Source organism: Actinomadura sp. (assembly GCF_044508335.1).
GTDB lineage: Bacteria > Actinomycetota > Actinomycetes > Streptosporangiales > Streptosporangiaceae > Spirillospora.
Genome location: NZ_JBIQHY010000012.1, coordinates 5,128 through 22,837, shown reverse-complemented (window position 1 = coordinate 22,837; position 17,710 = coordinate 5,128). Strand labels below are relative to the sequence as shown.

At 73.3% G+C, this 17,710-nt stretch carries 18 protein-coding genes and 2 pseudogenes; 5 read left to right on the top strand and 15 right to left on the bottom strand.

All coding sequences use genetic code 11. The annotated features are described in order from the left end of the window. Positions 1-4 precede the first annotated feature (4 nt). The 6 genes from ACIWVC_RS07105 to ACIWVC_RS07080 all read right to left on the bottom strand — a co-directional run bounded on the left by ACIWVC_RS07105 (position 5) and on the right by ACIWVC_RS07080 (position 3,332). Positions 5-538: a PepSY domain-containing protein gene (locus tag ACIWVC_RS07105; RefSeq protein ID WP_396446521.1), complete on the bottom strand. Its 534-nt coding sequence runs from the start codon at positions 536-538 to the stop codon at positions 5-7. 174 nt (positions 539-712) lie between these two features. Continuing rightward, positions 713-1,153 carry a pyridoxamine 5'-phosphate oxidase family protein gene (locus tag ACIWVC_RS07100; protein ID WP_396446522.1) on the bottom strand — a complete coding sequence of 147 codons (441 nt, stop codon included), beginning with the start codon at positions 1,151-1,153 and terminating at the stop codon, positions 713-715. 87 nt (positions 1,154-1,240) lie between these two features. After that, complete coding sequence (locus tag ACIWVC_RS07095) at positions 1,241-1,384, bottom strand: hypothetical protein (protein ID WP_396446523.1); 144 nt, start codon at positions 1,382-1,384, stop codon at positions 1,241-1,243. After that, positions 1,381-1,878, bottom strand: coding sequence for an RNA polymerase sigma factor (locus ACIWVC_RS07090; protein ID WP_396446524.1), 498 nt, complete (start codon positions 1,876-1,878; stop codon positions 1,381-1,383). The genes ACIWVC_RS07095 and ACIWVC_RS07090 overlap by 4 nt, the downstream gene beginning before the upstream one ends. Positions 1,879-1,975: 97 nt before the next feature. Continuing rightward, a complete protein-coding gene (locus ACIWVC_RS07085) occupies positions 1,976-2,920 on the bottom strand; it encodes a MerR family transcriptional regulator (protein ID WP_396446525.1) in 945 nt (314 codons plus the stop codon). An 82-nt stretch (positions 2,921-3,002) separates the two neighbouring features. After that, positions 3,003-3,332 (bottom strand): DUF3140 domain-containing protein, encoded by a 330-nt coding sequence (locus tag ACIWVC_RS07080; RefSeq protein ID WP_396446526.1) that lies wholly within the window; start codon positions 3,330-3,332, stop codon positions 3,003-3,005. A 178-nt stretch (positions 3,333-3,510) separates the two neighbouring features. Between ACIWVC_RS07080 and ACIWVC_RS07075 the strand changes: the two genes are divergently transcribed. Both ACIWVC_RS07075 and ACIWVC_RS07070 read left to right on the top strand, forming a co-directional pair. After that, positions 3,511-3,804: a hypothetical protein gene (locus ACIWVC_RS07075; protein WP_396446527.1), complete on the top strand. Its 294-nt coding sequence runs from the start codon at positions 3,511-3,513 to the stop codon at positions 3,802-3,804. 146 nt (positions 3,805-3,950) lie between these two features. Next, a pseudogene (locus ACIWVC_RS07070) lies at positions 3,951-4,043 on the top strand (FAD-dependent oxidoreductase); the annotation flags it as partial. Between the two features lie 150 nt (positions 4,044-4,193). Here ACIWVC_RS07070 and ACIWVC_RS07065 read toward each other — a convergent pair. After that, positions 4,194-4,361: pseudogene (locus ACIWVC_RS07065) on the bottom strand (NAD(P)-binding protein); the annotation flags it as partial. 556 nt (positions 4,362-4,917) lie between these two features. Then, a complete protein-coding gene (locus tag ACIWVC_RS07060; protein WP_396446528.1) occupies positions 4,918-5,589 on the bottom strand; it encodes a class I SAM-dependent methyltransferase in 672 nt (223 codons plus the stop codon). 353 nt (positions 5,590-5,942) lie between these two features. Here ACIWVC_RS07060 and ACIWVC_RS07055 point away from each other — a divergent pair, with 353 nt between their 5' ends. Next, positions 5,943-8,315 (top strand): nitric-oxide reductase large subunit, encoded by a 2,373-nt coding sequence (locus ACIWVC_RS07055; RefSeq protein ID WP_396446529.1) that lies wholly within the window; start codon positions 5,943-5,945, stop codon positions 8,313-8,315. A 17-nt stretch (positions 8,316-8,332) separates the two neighbouring features. After that, positions 8,333-8,701 carry a hypothetical protein gene (locus ACIWVC_RS07050; protein ID WP_396446531.1) on the top strand — a complete coding sequence of 123 codons (369 nt, stop codon included), beginning with the start codon at positions 8,333-8,335 and terminating at the stop codon, positions 8,699-8,701. Between the two features lie 83 nt (positions 8,702-8,784). Here ACIWVC_RS07050 and ACIWVC_RS07045 read toward each other — a convergent pair whose 3' ends face one another. The 6 genes from ACIWVC_RS07045 to ACIWVC_RS07020 form a co-directional block, all read right to left on the bottom strand. Further along, entirely contained in the window at positions 8,785-9,912 is a 1,128-nt protein-coding gene (locus tag ACIWVC_RS07045; protein WP_396446532.1) for a B12-binding domain-containing protein, read from the bottom strand. After that, complete coding sequence (locus ACIWVC_RS07040) at positions 9,909-11,528, bottom strand: PP2C family protein-serine/threonine phosphatase (RefSeq protein WP_396446533.1); 1,620 nt, start codon at positions 11,526-11,528, stop codon at positions 9,909-9,911. Before ACIWVC_RS07040 ends, ACIWVC_RS07045 begins: the two co-directional genes overlap by 4 nt. 327 nt (positions 11,529-11,855) lie before the next feature. Next, positions 11,856-13,079, bottom strand: coding sequence for a flavin-dependent oxidoreductase (locus ACIWVC_RS07035; RefSeq protein ID WP_396446541.1), 1,224 nt, complete (start codon positions 13,077-13,079; stop codon positions 11,856-11,858). Positions 13,080-13,084: 5 nt separating this feature from the next. Next, positions 13,085-14,464 carry a DJ-1/PfpI family protein gene (locus ACIWVC_RS07030; RefSeq protein WP_396446534.1) on the bottom strand — a complete coding sequence of 460 codons (1,380 nt, stop codon included), beginning with the start codon at positions 14,462-14,464 and terminating at the stop codon, positions 13,085-13,087. A 239-nt stretch (positions 14,465-14,703) separates the two neighbouring features. Continuing rightward, positions 14,704-15,684 (bottom strand): helix-turn-helix domain-containing protein, encoded by a 981-nt coding sequence (locus ACIWVC_RS07025; RefSeq protein ID WP_396446535.1) that lies wholly within the window; start codon positions 15,682-15,684, stop codon positions 14,704-14,706. A 22-nt stretch (positions 15,685-15,706) separates the two neighbouring features. Beyond that, positions 15,707-16,354 (bottom strand): dihydrofolate reductase family protein, encoded by a 648-nt coding sequence (locus ACIWVC_RS07020; protein WP_396446536.1) that lies wholly within the window; start codon positions 16,352-16,354, stop codon positions 15,707-15,709. 154 nt (positions 16,355-16,508) lie between these two features. Here ACIWVC_RS07020 and ACIWVC_RS07015 point away from each other — a divergent pair, with 154 nt between their 5' ends. Further along, positions 16,509-17,510, top strand: a complete 1,002-nt coding sequence (locus tag ACIWVC_RS07015) for a GlxA family transcriptional regulator (RefSeq protein ID WP_396446537.1) — start codon at positions 16,509-16,511, stop codon at positions 17,508-17,510. A 7-nt stretch (positions 17,511-17,517) separates the two neighbouring features. Here the strand turns inward: ACIWVC_RS07015 and ACIWVC_RS07010 are convergent. After that, on the bottom strand, positions 17,518-17,710 hold a 193-nt coding region (locus tag ACIWVC_RS07010), incomplete at its 5' end, for a YkvA family protein (RefSeq protein WP_396453928.1).

The following is a 17,710-nucleotide window of genomic DNA, read 5'->3' as shown; positions in this document are numbered from 1 at the left end:
CCGGTCACTTGCTGGGCTCGACGCCGCGCCGGTCGCCGTCGTCGTCGTCATCGTCATCGTCGTCGTCGGCGTCGTCATCGTCATCGGCTTCGTCGTCATCGTCGTCGTCGCACTGGACGCCGCCGGCCGCCGTACCGCCCGGGCCGGTGGCGCTCGGATCGGGCGCGGCCTTGCGGACGGCCTGGGTCAGGGCATCGACCTGCGCGCCGCGCCGTCCGGACCCGACGAGGTAGGTGACCTTCCAGACGGCCCGGCCGTTCTCCTCGGTCAGCTTGACGCCGGTGACCCGGCCGCCCCCGGCCTTGCGCAGCACCAGGTCGGCGGCCTGCGCGGCGTTCGTCACCTTCGGCGCCGCCGGCGACTGCCGCGTGCCGCCCCGGTCGTTCCGCTGCAGCGACTTCTCGCCCGCGACCGTCCCGGCCTGGACCGAGTCGCCGGAGCCGGTGCCGGCGGCCGGCCCCTGACCCGCGATCATCACGCCCGCTCCGCCGATGGCCAGCCCGCTGGCGGCGATGGCGGCGGCGACGGATTTGCGCATGGGAAACCTCCAGCTGATCGGATGCGTGCGCTCTCGAACGGGCTGTACGAGGCGCCCGCGGCCGCCGGCCGGGCCGCTGTCAGACTCTTAACCGCCCCCTGGCCGTTTCCTAGCACTGCCTTACTCGGGCGAAGGCCGGCCCGATCTCGCTTGGCGTTCAGGCCACCAGGACCGTCAGCGGGGCTGCTTGGTGTAGTCGCGGGTGTACCAGCGCTTCGGACGCACCCGCGTCAGGACCATCGTGTCGGCGGCGTCCTTCGTGGCCTCCAGGTACTCGGCACCGCCCTCGGCGCCGAGGTAGCGCTCGGCCATCGCGCGGCGGTCCTCGGGACGGGCCGGGTCCTCGAACCCGACGACCGGTCCCTCCACCGAGACGTACCGGTAGGGCAGCGCGGCCTCCTGGGCCACCAGGCTCACCCGCCCCGCCGCCCGGATCAGGGCCATCTTGCGGCTGTCCCGGCCGGTGATGAAGGTGATCTCGCCACCCGGCTCGTAGGCGTACCAGACGGGCATCGCCAGCGGCGCCCGGCCCGCGTCGTCCGCCACGCTCAAGATGCCCACGTGCGGGCCGGCGAGAAACGCCTCCCGCTCGGCCGCGCTCATCGTCAGGCTCATCCCGGCTCCTCTCCGCCGATCACCCCCAGCATGCCCGGCCGCGGCCCCGGCGATGCGGACGCGGGCCCCGGCGATGCGGGCGCGGGCTCAGATGCGGTGGCGGAGGAGGAGATCGGCCGGATAGGGGTCGAGGTAGGTCTGCTGAGCCAGGTAGGCGAGGTCGGACACCGCGAGCCGAGGACGCGGCGGCTCCCCGGGCGGCGGGGCGGGCGGCGGCCTGGGCGGGGTCACAGCAGGTCCTTCAGCCTGCGCAGCCCGCGGGCGGTGCGCGCCTTGACGGTGCCGAGCGGCACCGCGAGCCGGTCGGCGATCTCCCGCTGGGTCAGCTGCCCGTAGTGGGCGAGGACGATCGCCTGCCGCTGCGCGGGCGGCAGCCCGGCCAATGCCCTGCGGACGTCGCACGCGGCGTCCACGGCCGAGGTGGCGTCGGGCACGCCGACGGTGTCGTCCAGCGGCGCCGAGCGGCGGCTGTGCCGCGCCTCTGCCCGCAGCTGGTCGATGGCCCGCCTGCGGGCGATGGCCAGGATCCACGGCTCCAGGCCGCGGGCCGGGTCGAAGCGTGCGCGTGACCGCCAGACCTCCAGGAAGACCACCTGCACCACGTCGTCCACGGCGTGGGCGGGCACGAGCCTTCCCGCGTGGCGGCGGACGAGGGGGCCGAGTGCGGCGTAGCACTCGCTCAGTGCCGCCTCGTCGCCTTGGGCGAGCCGCTGTTCCAGGGTCATGCGGACCCGGTGCCCGGCAAAATCGCTTCAAAACTTGTTCATAGTTAAGGCGAGGTGAAGCCGTCGGCAGGACACCGCAAAGGGAACGAGCCCGACATCAAGGACGAGTTCCGGTTCCGAGGGCGGACGTCAGTTCGGTGACGGCGTCCTGGAGGGCCGCCACCGGCGCGGCGTGCGCCGGAAGCCGGTCGCGTTCCCAGCCGGGTCCGCCGACCGCCAGCCGGTACGGCGGACGCGAGGCGGGCAGCGCCGCCAGCCACGCGGGATCGCCGGTCTCGGCGGTCTGCGACCACACGAAGACGGCGTTCGGCCCGGTGCGCCGGATCGCGGCGGCCAGCGCCGGGGGCGGCACGCGCGCTCCCAGGACCAGCGCGTCCACGCCCGCCTCGGCCAGCGCGGCGGCCAGCGCGTGCACCGGCAGGCTGTGCTGCTCCTCCGGCGCGCAGGCGAGCAGCACGGGGCGGGCGTTGCGCGGCCGGAGCGGCGGCGCGGTCTCCGCCAGGCACCCGAGCAGGACCGTGGACAGCAGGTGCTCGGCCTCCACGCAGTCGCCCGTCGCCTCGTGCTTGCGTCCGATGCCGACCAGCACGGGCGCGATGAGGCCGTCCCATGCCCGCACGACCCCGTCCCGGCGCAGCGCGGCCCGCACGGTGCCGGCCATCGCGGGACGGTCCAGCGCCATCGCCGCCCGGGCCAGGCCCCGCACCGCCGCGGCCCGCCCCTCGTCCCCTCCTGGGTAGGTCACGGGCACGCGGTTGCCGCCGGCGCCGTGCGCGCGGGGCGGCGGCGGCGCGCCCGGCGGCGTGCCCAGCGCGACGCGGGCGGCCTCGCCCGGCGGCGCCCCGGCGAGGATGCGCCGCTGCATGACCTCCAGCCGCGCCAGGTCCGCGGACGTGTAGCGGCGGTGACCGCCCGGGCTGCGCCCACTCGGGCCGATGCCGTACCGGCGGTCCCAGGTCCGCAGGGTGGACGGCGCCACCCCGAGGCGCTGCGCGACCGCGCCGACGCCGAGGCCCGCCTCCCGCTCCGCCGGCCCGCCCATGTGCCCGCTCCCCTTCGTCCCGCCGAGCCTACGACCTGCCAGGTCTTCGCCGGAACTCCAGACGCCGGTTGCAGTTTCGGCCTCACTTGAGCGGGTCGTGGCCCCAGTTCATCAGCGAGTAGCGCCACTTGGTCTCGGTGACGTCCCCGGACGGACGCTGGGCGAGGTGCCGGTGGACGTACCCGGTCACCTTCCGCATGTGCGCATAGTCGTCCGCGCTCAGGTCCGCCTTCTTCTTGCGGAGCAGCTCGACGATCCGGCGCCCGGACGCGTGCCCCGTCGACTCCCCGCCGCCGTCCTTCTGGCCGCTCGACCGCGACTCCTCGGTGTCCAGCCACCGCTCCAGTTCCCCGGCCGTCATGTTCACGGCCTCGCCGAACTCGGCCGCCGCCTCCTCGTCCTTGTCTCCCATGCGCATCGCGGTACCCGCCCCCGGATGCGGATAGTCACCGCGAACGGCCTGGTCATCGCCCGGTCCGGCGGGGCGCCCGGCGTCGCCGCCATCGGCACGTGCGTGGCGGGCAAAATCCAGCACAGGAGCGCTTGTGCAGGTCAGAGAGGGGTACGGGCGGACCGATCAAGGGGGAGAAATGATCAACTCACTGCACAAGATGGGCATCAAGTCCAATCTCATGTACACGGCGGGCCTCGTCTCGATCGGCCTGTCGTTCGCCTCTTGGGCCGCGTCCAAGCAATTGGAGGACGCGGGCCTGGAACGCGCCGACCGCTGGGGCATCTTCGTCGGCGAATGGGCCCCGACCTTCTTCGCCATGGGCATCGCCCTCCGCATGGAGGAGACGCGGGACCAGGCCATGCTCGAGACACCGGGGCACCGCTCGATGGACGAGCGGGTCTCCGCGTCCCAGTCCGCGGCCATGCGCTGATCCGGGGGGCGATTGTGGCCGCGCCGCCGCGCGCCGCGCAACCGATCGGCCGCCCGGTTCCGAAGAACGGTGCAGAACCTTTCGGACAATGATGGAGGAAGAGTGCACTCCCGACATCGTTGGCGCGGTCCGCGCGGCGGCCGCTGATGGCGGCGAGCGGGCCGGTCGTCGTGATCGGGGCCGGCCTGTCCGGGCTGTCGGCGGCGGTCCATCTCGCCGCGCGGGGCCGCGACGTCGTGTCCGCCGCCTGGACCCGTTCTACCGGCTGTCCTTCCACGACGGATCGCGGCTGGACGTGGTGGCGGGCGCGCAGCGGATGGCCGAGAACGTCCGCGCAGCTCGGACCCGTCGGCGAAGCGGTAGCGGCACAGCTCGTCCAGCTCCGCCAGCTCGCGCCGGACGCCCAGCTCGCGGAAGACGCCCGGCAGGGTCAGCAGCGACGGCCCCAGCGAGAAGGCGAACCCGTCGCGCTCGGCGAGCTTCCCGCCGAGCCGGTCCAGCCGCTCGTGCAGCGCGACATCGTGGCCGCCGCGCGCCAGCAGCAGCGCGGCGACCATCCCGCCGACCCCGCCGCCGACGACGATCACCTCGGCCATCGGCGCCTCCACGCCAGGACGGTGAACGCGCCCATCGCCGCCCCGCCCGCCACGGCCACCGGCCGGTCGGGCGGCTCGAAGACCGCCGCGAACGCCAGCGTCTCCATCAGCTCGACGCCGCAGCACCACGACGACGCTCGTCAGCCGGACCGGCTCGGGCCGCACCCCGACAGCACCTGCGCGGCCACCATCGCGCCCAGGCAGCCGGCGCCGGCCGACACCCACGCTCGCGCGCGCCGCCCGGCGGCCCACCCGCGGTGCCGGGCCCGTACCCGCCTCATACACGACCTTCGCCGGCGACCCCCACCGCGATTGCAATGCGGGCGGCGGACGTCTGCCAGGACGTCGGAGCCGGGTTACGTGTACCAGCACCACGCGCAGCCCGGAACGGAATCCGGCGGGCTTGACCGAGGCGCAGCGCATCAACGCCCAGCTCCAGAAGGACCGCGCCGGGCGGGGACGGCCCCAGGACGCGACGTAGCACCTCGTCGACGGGCTGCCCGAAGCACTGACGGGCCTACTTCTTCCTCGCGACCAGCGCCACCGCGATGAGCGACTCGCGGTGCTCCTGGAAGACCCGGCGCATGTCGAGGACGCGCCGGCGGGCGTCCCCCTGCACGAGCAGGTTCTTGCCGAACCGCAGCGCTCCGGCCAGCCCTTCGTCCGAGACGAGCCGCCGCGACTGCAGCAGCGCCATCGGCGCGGTGTCCACCCACTCGACGACGAGGCCGTGCTCCTCGACGACGGCCTTCCACTCCCCGGCCGTCTGGGGGCGCGCGTTGACCTTGATGCTGCGCGCCAGCGCGTGCCGCACCTCCGTCTTGACGTCGTCGCCGATCCCCTCCGGGGTGAGGCCGAGCTCGTGGATCGCGTACCGCCCGCCGGGACGCAGGACCCGCGCGGCCTCGGCGACGATCGCCTTCTTCGCCTTGTCGCCCTGCATCGTGAGCATCGCCTCGCCGACCACGACGTCGGCGCTCGCATCGGGCAGCCCGGTCGCCGAGGCGTCCGCGACCTTCACCGTTCCACGCCCGCCGACCACGTCCAGGACGCTGGCGGCGGCGTCCGGGTCACGATCGACGCCGATGTACCGGGCGGGCCCGCGATCGAGGATCTCCTGCGCGGTGCGCCCGAGGCCGGGCGCCAGCTCGACGACGTCGCGGCCGCGGACGTCCGCTCGGTCGAGCATGCGCCGGGTCAGCCCGACGCCTCCCGGGCGGAGCACCTTCTTGCCCAGCCGCGCGAGGAGCCAGTGCCCCTGAACCTGTTCGCTAGAACGCCCCGAGGCGGGAACCGTGAGTGATCGCTGGTCCACCGTGACTCCTTCGATTCCGATGGAAGTTAGGCAAGCCTAACCTAATTGCATCCGGCCCGCAGTATGGCACGGGCGACATCGCCCGAGGCGAGAACCGGGCGCCACCTGCGGCCGCGCACCCATGTGGGGAAGGTCTCCCGCCTGACAGCCTCCAGCGGCTTGTTTTTCGCACAGTTTGACTTGTAAAAACTAGCACCGGCAATGAAAATCCCTTCACTGGAGGTTGCGTGACAGCGCCACCGGCACGCCCCCGCACGCGACGCGGCCCGCTCATCGGCCGCGGCTGGGTCCAGGCGGCCGCCCTCATCACCGCTTTCGGCTTCTTCGTCCTCGTGCTGATGGGGTTCCAGAGCTACCGCTCGACTCCCCCGATCCCCGAACGCACCGTCGCGGCCGGCGGCGGGACCGTCTACACCCATGACGACGTCATGGCCGGCCAGGACGTCTTCCTCAAGAACGGCCTGATGGAGTACGGCTCGGTCTTCGGTCACGGCGGCTACCTCGGGCCCGACTTCACCGCCGACTACCTGCACCGCGCGGCCCTTTTGGTCAACCGGGCCCACGGCGGGGCGGACACCCCGCTGGAACAGACGATCAAGGACTTCCGGACGAACTCCTACGACGAGAAGTCCGGCACCCTCACCATCTCCGCGGCGCAGGCCGACGCCTTCACCGAGCTGACCCGGCACTACACCGAGTTCTTCTCCCAGCCGCAGGGCAAGACCGGGCTGCGCCCCGAGGCGATCACCGACCCGGCCCAGGTGAGGCAGCTGACCGCGTACTTCGCCTGGAGCGCGTGGGCGTCCGCGGCGGAACGTCCCGGCAAGCACTACAGCTACACCAACAACTGGCCCGCCGAGCCGCTGGTCGGCAACTCGCCGACCGGGTCCACCGTGGTGTGGAGCGTGATCAGCCTCATCGCCCTGATCGGCGGGACCGGCGCGCTGTTCGCCGCGTTCGGGCGCTGGAACTGGCTCGGCTGGCACGGCCGCGACCACCGCGAGCTCCGGTTCAAGGAGCCCCGGACGGTGCCGCTGACCCCGAGCCAGCGGGCGATGGCCTGGTTCTTCTTCGTGATGGCCGGGATGTTCCTCGTCCAGACGTTCGCCGGGGCCGCCGCCCAGCACTACCGGGCCGACCTGGAGAGCTTCTTCGGCATCCCGCTGGACCGCTGGCTGCCCTACAACGTGATGCGGTCCTGGCACGTCCAGCTGTCGCTGCTGTGGGTGGCGACCAGCTTCCTCGCCGCCGGGATCTTCCTCGTCCCGATGATCACCCGCCGCAGGGACCCCAGCGGCCAGGCGAAGCTGTCGTACCTGCTGCTCGGCGCGCTCGTCATCGTGGTCGCGGGATCGCTGCTGGGCGAGCTCGCCGGCATCCACGGCGCCTTCGGCGACCTGTGGAAGTGGATCGGCATGCAGGGGTGGGAGTACCTCGACCTCGGCAAGCTGTGGCAGATCCTCCTCACCGTCGGCATGGCGTTCTGGGTGGTGATCCTTTGGCGCGGCATGCGGCACCGGCTCACCGGAGAGCACCGCGGCAACCTGCCCTGGCTGTTCTTCTTCGCCGCGCTGGCGCTCCCGATCGTCTACTCGGCCGGCCTGATGACCAGCAACGAGAGCAACTACGCCATCTCCGACTTCTGGCGCTTCATGGTCGTCCACCTCTGGGTGGAGGACTTCCTGGAGCTGTTCACCACGGTGATGGTCGCCTACATCTTCGTGCTGCTCGGCGTGGTCAGGGAGAAGATCGCGCTGCGCGTGGTGTTCCTCGACATCATCCTCTACAGCGTCGGCGGCGTCATCGGGACCGCGCACCACTGGTACTTCAACGGCGAGCCCGCCGAAGTGCTGGCGCTCGGCGCGTTCTTCTCCGCCTTCGAGGTCATCCCGCTGACGTTCCTCACCGTCGAGGCGTGGACGTTCATCCGGCTCGGCGCGCGGCAGGAGTCCAAGAGCCCGACGCCGTTCCCGCACCGCTGGGCGGTCATGTTCCTCGTCGCGGTCGGCTTCTGGAACTTCCTCGGCGCCGGCGTGTTCGGCTTCCTGATCAACCTGCCGATCGTCTCCTACTACGAGATCGGCACGGCGCTGACCGCCAACCACAGCCACGCCGCGATGATGGGCGTCTACGGGATGCTCGCCGTCGGCTTCGCGGTCTTCGCGCTCCGCTACCTGGTGCCCGCGAAGCACTGGTCGGACCGGCTGGCCTCCGTCAGCTTCTGGTCGCTGAACGCCGGACTGGCCTGGATGTCCTTCGCGACGCTGATGCCCCTCGGCATCCTGCAGCTCTACCGCTCGGTGGACGCCGGGTACTTCGACGCGCGCAGCCCGGAGTTCATCGGCAACTCCACCAACGCGCTGTTCGAATGGCTGCGGCTGCCAGGCGACGTGGTCTTCATGGTCGGCGGGGTCCTGCCCCTGCTCTGGCTGACCTGGCAGGCCGTCCGCCACCGAGGACGGCACCTGCCCGGCGAGAGCGGCGGCAGCGCCACGGACCCCGCGTCCGCCTCCGACCCCGGCGGAGCCGCGCCGGAACCGGAGCTGGCCCTGTTCACCGAGGTCGTCGACCGCCCCCAGGCCACCAGCGGGCAAAGCTGAACAGGAAGGAGCCCGCCATGCGGTCAGAAGCCGTCTTCATCGCCTGCTACGCCCTGCTGCTGGTCGGCGTGGCGGGCGGCCTCCACCGGCTCGGGAAGGTCGACACCTCGCCGTGGCGGAGCCGGGCGCTGGCCGCCCACCGGCGGCAGGCCCCCGGACCGCCGCCCACCGGCCGGGCGGACTGGCCCCACTCGGAGGCGGGCCGGCTCAACACGCTCATCGCGCTGATCACGGCCCTGTCCGCGGTCACCCTCGTGATCGTCGAACTGGCCCGCAACCACCGCCCCGCCGAGATCCCGCTACTGGGCACGGCCGGCCTGGCCGCGGCCACAACGACCGCGCTCCTGCTACGGGCGTTCACCAACAGATCCCACCCCGCCCCATGAAACCGGGCCCCGAGGCCGACCGGCCTCGGGGCCCGGCCGCTGCATCCCGAGCGCTCAGCGACTTCCCGGCGGCTCCTGGCAGGTCATTCGGCTGCTGGGTCCGGGTCTTCGTTCTGTGGGCCGGGGGCAGGCGGGGTCGGGGGGTGCTGCTCGATGACGGTTCGGGCGCGTGTCAGCAGGTCTGCGGCGCGCGGGTAGTCGGCGAGTTGCTCGACGAGCAGGTCCAGCACGGGCAGCAGGAACCGCGGGGGGACGTTGCGGGCGGCCAGGATGTCGGCGGTCCACGCCATGAAGCCGGTGAACAGTTCGTGGTCGTCCAAGTAGAGGGCGGTGCTGAAGAACTCCACGATGTGGGAGACGTCCTCGGCCGTCCGGTCCCGCTGCTCGACGGTGTAGTCGGCCATCGCCGGGATCCGGGCCTGCAACCCGTCCAGTACGTGCCGGACCAGGCGGGGGGCCGCGCCGGTGACGTGGGCGTAGGTCTGGTCCGCCAGGTGCGGCAGGTCGTCGACGGCCCGGCGGCGGAGCGGCTCGGGCAGCGGGCCGCGGGCGAGCCGGTCGGCGGCGGCGCGGGCGTCGGGCGCCCACGCGTCCGCGCCCAGCAGTGCGGCGTAGCGGCCGTCCGGGCCGTAGGCGGCGCCGCCCACCATGACCGGGGTGCCGGTGGCCTGGCATGCGGTGATGGCGGCGTGCGCGTCCGGGAGCCGGGTGGCGATCGAGGACGACAGCGCCACCGCGGCGGGGCGGGTCCGGTGCAGGTGGGAGATCAGGTGCGGGGTCGGCACCTGGGCGCCGAGGTAGTCGACCTGCCAGCCGCGCAGCCGCAGCACCTCGGCCAGCAGGCGGGCGGGCAGGGCGTGCCACTCGCCGTCGATGCACGCCACCGCGATGCGGCCGTGCCGTTCCGCGGCCGCCGCCTCCCGCCGCCGGACGGCCGGGTGATGCGCGACCGCGCCGATCACGCGCTCGTTGACGGCGGTGGCGGTGTGCTCCTGCGCGACGGTGATCCGGTTGGCCGCCCATTCCCGCCCGACCCTCTCCTGCAGGGGGGCGATGACGTCCATCAGCACGTCCTCGGGGTCCATCCCGTCGTCGAGGGCCGCCAGCACGATGTCGGTCGCGGCGTACTCGTCCCCGTCCATGACGGCCGCCCAGAGCGCGTCCGCCGGCACCCCGGCCTTCTCGCCGGGGGGCCGCGTCGAGCGTGTCATGAGGTCCTCCCCTCCGGTCCGCGGGCGGGCGCGGTGATCGCTATCACCGCCATGTCGTCGTGCCGGCCCGTCCCGACCCATTCGGCGGCCAGCATGTGCACCCGCTCCACCAGCGCTTCCGGGGGCATGGCGCCGCACCCGGCCAGCGCGGCGCGGAGCCGCTCGTCGCCGAACATCTCGTCGCCCAGCGGCCCGCCGACGGCCTCGGTGATGCCGTCGGTGTACAGCAGGCAGGTGTCCCCGGGACCGAGCGTCTCCTCCACGGTCGTCACCTCGATCTCATCGAGCACGCCGATCAGCGAGCCGCGGGTCGGCGCCGCCTCGACCTTCCCGCCGGCCCGGACGATCAGCGGCGCGGGGTGTCCGGCGCCGGTCAGCCGCAGCCGCACGTCCGCGCCCTGCCGGCGGGCCGAGGCCAGCACCAGGGTGACGAACCGCCCCGCACCGTCCAGCAGCAGGGCCCCGTTGAGCAGCTCCAGGACGCGCCGGTGGTCGTCCGCCATCGGCAGCAGCGCCCGCAGCGTGGTGCGGATCTTGCCGGTCAGCACCGCGGCCTCCAGGCCCTTGCCGCACACGTCCCCCAGCGCCGCCAGCGCCCCGGCCCGCGAGCCGCCCTCGGCGGCGGGGAACACGTCGTAGAAGTCGCCGCCGACCAGGTCCTCGTCACCGGACGGCCGGTAGCGCGCGGCCACCTCCACCCCGTCCAGTTCCAGGGCGCGGGGCGGCAGCAGCTCGCGCATCAGGGTCGCGCTGATGGACGCCTGCTCGCCGTAGAGGCGCGCGGCCGACAGCATCGCGCCGGCCCGCGCGGCGAAGAGGCGGACGGCAGGCTCCTCCCCCACCGAGAACGCCTCCGGACCCGACAGGCGCATCAGCACCAGCGCCCCGGCCGGGACACCGTGGCCGGGAAGCGAGATGACCGCGATCGCCGCGGGCCTTCCCGGCGCGAGGCCGAGGAGCCAGGCGGGGGCGGTCAGCGGATCGATCCAGCGCGGCGGCACCGGGGGGAAGCCGCGCAGCGCGTCGGCCAGGCCCTCGACCTCGGCCGGGTCGATCGGCAGTTCCCCATGGCCGATCCGCCCGCCGGCGCCCGAGCAGGCGACGGGACGGCTCCCCTCCGACCGCGGGACGACCACCACGGCGGCGTCGGCCAGGTGCCGGGCGGCCATCCGCGCCGTCACCTCCATGCAGCGCTCCAGGTTGAGCACCTCGGGCAGTTCCTCGGCCATCTCGATCAGGAACGCCGCGTGCTCGCGCTCCGTGACGTCGACCAGCCACCAGGCGGTCAGCTCCGGCGTCCCGCCGTCCGGCACCGGGTACGCCTCGACCAGGCGGTCACCGATCGGCCCGCGGGCGGCCGGGCCCGTGCTCGCCCGTCCGGTACCGGCTCCTCCCGGACGGGTCCGTTCGCCGAGGGACCGCTGAGCGCGGGCCAGCCAGTCCGGGGGGGCCGGCGCCGGCCCGCCGGGCGGGATGCCGAGCAGCATGCGCGCCGCGTCGTTGACCTGGACGACGCCCCCGTCGGCGTCGGCGAACAGAACCGCGCTCGGAGCGGAGCGCAGGACGGGATCGAGCACGTCCCGCGCGCCGCCTTCGCGTTGGGTCGGTTCCGTCACGCCGTGGCCTCCGAAGGTTCGTTGTCTTTTCCCCGATGCCCCCACCGGCCTCGCCGTACTCTCCAGCCGGACCGGACGGTCCGCTGGTCACAGCGGCCCGGTTCTCCGCCCCCCGGGGAGAGCGGGCGGCCGGGCGTGCCCGGCCGGTCGCGGAGCGGGCGGCGCCTGCTCCGCGGGTCCGTACACGGTACAGGGACGTGCGGACTCCGGCCCATCCGGTCGCACCTCAACGATCACCACCCGCGATCGGCGCGGCCCGCGCGTGCCTGATCGCCCGCGCGGTTCAGGCGCCGGCGCGGGAACTCGACGCGTCGTGAGGTCCGGGGTTCAGCCGCCCGAGCGGTCCGCCCGGTCGCGGTGACCCCCGGACACCCGGGTGTACCCGGCCACGATGGCCTCCATCTCGGCGGGGGTGATCACGTCCTCGATGCGGTCGAACCCGTCCGGGGCCCGGCGTTCGACCTCCTCGATGACCTGTTCCGGGCCGCCGAGCCGGTTGCGGAGGACGATCTCGGCGGTGGCGGGGAGCCGGTCCCGCTGGTACGCGAGCAGGGCCTCGGCCGGGTCGGCGTGCTCCGTCAGGCGGGTGCTCAGGTCGACGGCGTCCAGAATGGCCTGGCCTGCGCCGTTGGAGCCCATCGGGTACATCGGGTGGGCGGCGTCGCCCAGCAGGGTGACCCGGCCGCGCGTCCAGTAGGGCAAGGGGTCGCGGTCGCACATGGGGAACACGAACGGATCCCGGGTGGACTCGATCATGGCGGCGTGGTCGAACAGGCGGCAGGTGAAGCGCCCGACGTGCGCGGCCAGGTCCGCGGGGTCGGCGGGACGCGTCCAGTCCTGCTCATCGGGCGGCGGGTCCCCGGGACGGCCGATCATGACGCCCATGGCCCAGTTGGTCAGCCGGGTGCCCGGCGCAGTCCCCGCCGCGATCGGGTACACGACGAGCTTGACGCTGTTGCCGCCGAGGATCACCATCGTGCGTCCGGTGCCGAACGCGGGCCATTCGGTGGCGCCGCGCCAGGTCATCGTGCCGCTCCAGCGCGGCGGGCCCTCGTCGGGGAACAGGATCGAACGGGTGGCCGAGTGGATGCCGTCGGCCCCGACGAGGACGTCCCCGCGTGCGTGCGAGCCGTCGGCGAACCAGGCGGTCACGCCGCCGGCGTCCTGCTCGAAGCCGGTCAGGCGGTGACCGGTGCGCACCGCGTCCGCGCCCAGCCGCTCCACCACCGCGCGGTAGAGCAGGCCCTGCAGCCGGCCGCGGTGCACGCTGATCTGCGGATGCGCGAACCCGGCCGCCCGCCCGCAGTGCCGGCGCATGATCTCCTGGCCCAGCCGGTGGGTGTAGATCAGCTCACCGGTGCGCACCCCGGCCTCGTCCAGCCGGTCCAGCAGCCCCAGCGCGGCCAGTTCCCGGACCGCGAACGGCAGCGCGTTGATCCCCACGCCGAGCTCGCGGATCCGCTCGCCGCGCTCGTAGACCGCGCACCCGATGCCCTCGGCGTGCAGGCGCAACGCGGTGAACAGCCCGCCGATCCCGGCTCCCACGATCATGACCTTCACGGGTGCTCCTCGGCCGGCCGCGGCGAGACGCCTTCGCGGGCCGTGCCCGGTGACCCGCCGGCCTTGCGGCGGAGCGAACCGGTCCTGATGAGCCGAACGAAGAGGCTGACGATGAACAGGGCGGCCACGCCGGCCAGGGCGAGAAGCGAGAGTCGCAGGGTGGGCGCCCACGGCCATCTCGGGCCGGCCGGGGCGGGTCCGGCGTCGCGGTACTCCAGGATCTTGCGGGTCCACCGGGCCGTGGGCCTGTCGAGCGTGCGGGCCATGGAGTCGAGCACCGGGTCGAACGCGAAGCCCGGCTGCCGGTGCGGGTACTCCAGGGGGACGCCGGCGCGCCGGGCGGCGACCGCGATCGCGGGGTCGGCGGCGGTCGCGGCGGCGGTACCCGGGACCATCAGGCGGTCGATGCCGTCTCCGGCGTCGGCGAGGCGCACCCGCGGGACGAAGGTCAGCCCGTGCCGGGAGCGCACGGTGGGCGTGGACGCGATCGCGACCGTCCGGACGGCCTTGACCTCGGCGAACGGGCTGAACGCCGAGGCGAGCTCCAGCTCCCCGACACCGTCGGTGAGCACCACCCCGACCCTGCTGCTCCGCGAGCGGTACCCGAGGTTGAGCACGTGCACGATCGCGTCCGACGGTGAGATCCGAGACTCGGGCATGTGCGCGGGCGCGCCGGGTGAGTAGCGGGTCCAGCCGGCGGTCCGGGCGGCCGCGGCGGCGGTGTCCTCGCCGGCCAGCCGCTCGATCACCCTCAGCGTCCCGTCCACCGAGGACAGCAGCCCGCCCGTGGTGATCACCTTGCCCGCGTCGACGTAGCGGACCCCGCGCCGCCAGCGCACCGCGGGATGTGCGTCCTCCAGGCCGGAGAGCCGGTACCAGTGCGAGGTGGCCTCGCGGCCGTCGAGGAGGCCGGCCTCGGCGACCAGCCGGGCTCCGGTGCACACGCCCAGCACCAGCCCGCGGCTCGCGGTGTCCCGCAGCCACGCGACGACGCGGCGGTCGGCGTCCTCGTCGGAGGGCAGCTCCGGTACCACCGTGACGTCCGGCGCCTTACCGCCCAAACGCCGGCTGAGCTGCGCGAAGTCCAGGTCCGGGAGCAGGTCCAAGCCCCCGAGCAGCGGTACGGGACGGCGTTCGGGCGCGACCGTGTAGACGTTGAACCTCCCCGTGCTCGCCAGCAGGTCGTAAGGGACGAGCGCGTCGGCCACGTTGGCGCCCGCGTTGCCGACGACGACCGCCACGGTGGGCTTGTCCGGGGCGTGCGCGGGCGGAGCCACCGCGGGGACGCGCTCGGCGTCGGGCGGCGCGTACCGGTAGGACGCGAAACCCCGTGCGCTGATGAGGAACTCCACGGCCGGGACGAGGAGCAAGGCCACAAGGACTGCGAGTACACGGCCGAGGATGCGGAGAACCCGCGCGCCCCGTCCCGTCCTCATGGCGTCACCCCTCCACAGGTTCGGGTCTCCCCTTGCGGTACGGTCCCGCCGGGTTCCGGCCGGGGCATGACGACAGGTCGCATCGACCCACTCCTAGGAACTGATCACAGCTCAGCCTTGCCGCATACGAGGCTGCAGGCTGCGGCCGAGCGTGTCGTTAGGCGTCAGCGCACTCTTGTTCAGCCTGCGTGCACTGTCGCGCACTCCTGGCGGAACTGGCGCGGTGAAAGGCCGTAGGCGCTGCGGAACGCCTGGCTGAAATGCGCGGGGCTGGTGAATCCCCAGCGGGCCGCGATCGCGCTGATCGGGCGTGACGCCAGGCTGGGATCGGCCAGGTCGCGATGGCACCGCTCCAGGCGGCGCGCGCGGATCCAGCCGGCGACCGTTTGCCCGTCCTGCTGGAACAGCTTGTGCAGGTAGCGCAGGGAGATGTGGTGCGCGGCGGCGATGGCGGCGGGTGTCAGGTCCGCGTCGCCCAGGTTCGCCTGGATGAAGGCGCGGATCTGCGCCGTCAGCGCCCGCCGCCTCGTCGGCTGCGGCACGTCGCTCCGCCGGTCCAGCGCGTTGCCGAGCGCCGCGGTCAGCACGTCGATCGCCAGCGAGGAGAGCCGGGCGGTCTCGGCCGGGCTGAGCTCGTCCAGGTGCCGGGCCATCTGCAGCATGAACTGCGAGGAGAGCGCACCGACGCCGCGGCCGCCTGGAATGGGCTCCGCGGTCAGCCGCCGCAGCTCGTGCTCCGGGAACGGCAGCAGCGTGCGCGGAAACCGCAGCAGGAGCACCTGGCTCTCCGGAATGTCCGGCGCGAACTCGCACAGGTAGGGGCGGGACGTGTCGTAGAGGATCAGGTCCCCGACGCCCAGGTACACACGCCTGCCGTCCTGGTCCTTCACGCCGGCGCCCCGCACGAAGCAGCCCAGCTTGAACACCTCCGGATCGGACTGGCGGATGAGCTTGGGCGTGCGGTGGATCGAATGGGGCATCGTCGTGATCAGCGTCGCCTGGACGGGGCCGAAGTCGCTGATCCCGACCTGGGCCCGGAACCGGCGCTCCAGCCGCGGGTCGCAGCCCAGGTCGTAGGGTGCCCATAATTTGGAATTGAGCTCGTGCCAGAAGGCGAATCGCTCTCCCGCCGGGACGTCGGCGGTTCTGATCACTTCCATGGCCCCACCCACTGAACCACGGTCACCGGTTCTTGGCCGTGAACGTCAGATGCGTGACGCCCGAGGGCGTCGAGACCGCCTCGATGTCGAACGCCTCCTCCAGCGCCTCCAGGCCGTCCCAGAGCCGGACGCCGCGGCCGAGGACGATCGGGACCTGCACCACGTGCATGTGGTCGACCAGTCCCTCGGCGAGGAAGTCCCGGATCACCGAGGGCCCGCCGCCCAGCCGCACGTCCCGGCCGCCGGCCGCCTCGCGGGCCAGCTTGAGCGCCTCGGCGGGCGGGGCGTCCAGGAAGTGGAACGTGGTGCCGCCCTCCATCTCGACCGGCGGCCGCGGCCGGTGCGTGAGCACGAAGACCGGGGTGTGGAACGGCGGGTCGTCGCCCCACGCGCCCCGGTAGCCGGGGTCGTCCTGCCAGCCGGGCGGGCCGAACTTGCCGGCCCCCATGATCTCCGCGCCGATCCCGGACTCGTGCTGCGCGGCGAACGCGTGATCGGCGCCGGTGCTCCCGCCCGTGCCGCCGCCCATCCGGTGCCAGAACCGGGTGGTGAACATCCACTCGTGCAGGCGCTCGCCGGCGTGCCCGAACGGGGCGTCGGGGGCCTGGCCCGCACCGGTGCCGAAGCCGTCGAGCGAGATCGCGAAGTTCTGCACACGGAGTTCGGACATCGCAGTGCTCCTTCGAGGATCGAGTCCCGGAAGGCGTTCGCATGCCCTCCGGATATGCCTCCACCCTTTAGGGCCGGTCCGCGGGCGGCAACGAAACAGGACCATGATGTCCGGATACTTGGTACTCCTGTCACGCCGACATAGGGTCCCGAGGGTGGACGAACGGCTGATGGTGGTCGTCGGATACGACCGGGCGCAATTGCTCGACATCGCCTGCGTGACGTCGACGTTGAACGAGGCGAACTGGGGCGCCGCCCCGCCCTACCGCGTGCTCCTGGCCACCCCCGGAGGGCGGCCCATCACCTGCACCGACGGGATGACGCTGCAGGGTCAGGAAGCGCTCGAACGGCTCAAGGGCCCCCTGGACACGCTGATCGTGTCGGGCGGGCTCGGCTACCGCGAGGCCGCCGCCGACCCCCGTCTCGTCGGGCATGTGCGGCGGCTGGCCAAGGAGAGCCGGCGGATCGCGTCCGTGTGCACGGGCTCCGCCGTGCTGGCCGCGGCCGGCCTGCTGGACGGCAAGCGGGCCGCCACCCACTGGATGTGGGCCGGCGAGATCGCCGCGCAGTACCCGGAGGTCACCTTCGACCCGGACCCGATCTACATCCGCGAAGGCGACGTCGCCACCTCGGCGGGCGTCACCACCGCGCTCGACCTGACGCTCTCGTTCATCCAGGACGACCACGGGCCGGAACTGGCCCGCGGCGTGGCGCAGCTGGTCGTGACGTACCTGCAGCGGCCCGGCGACCAGGCCCAGATGAGCATGTTCGTCGCCGCCGCACCGCAGCGCGAGTACGGCCTCGTCCGGCGGATCACCGACCATGTCGCCCGCAACCTCGACGGCGACCTGAGCACCGCCGCCCTGGCCGGGCTGGCGGGGGTCAGCGAACGCCACCTCACCCGGTTGTTCCTCCGGCACCTCGCGCACACCCCGGGCCGCTACGTGCGCAAGGCCCGCACCGAAGCGGCCGCCCACCTGCTGGCGACGACGGCGTACCCGATCGCGAGCGTGGCGCGGCGCTGCGGGTTCGGGACGGCCGAGACGCTCCGCCGGGCGTTCGCCGACCAGTACGGCACCGCGCCGTCCCGCTACCGCGCGGATCACTCCGCACGGCGGGCGGCCGGGGCGGAGGAGAACGGCGCCCGACCGTCCTGAGCGGCCGTCAGGGGGCGCGGCGGCCCGCGCGGTTGCGGCGCGTGTACTCCTGGCCGAGCGCGAACAGCAGCCAGGTGAGGGCGGTGGCGTCGTCGACGACGCCGAACGGCAGGAAGACGTCCGGGATCAGGTCGACCGGGGAGACGATGTAGACCACCGCGACCACCATCGCGACGATCTTGCCGGTGGGCGTCCGGTAG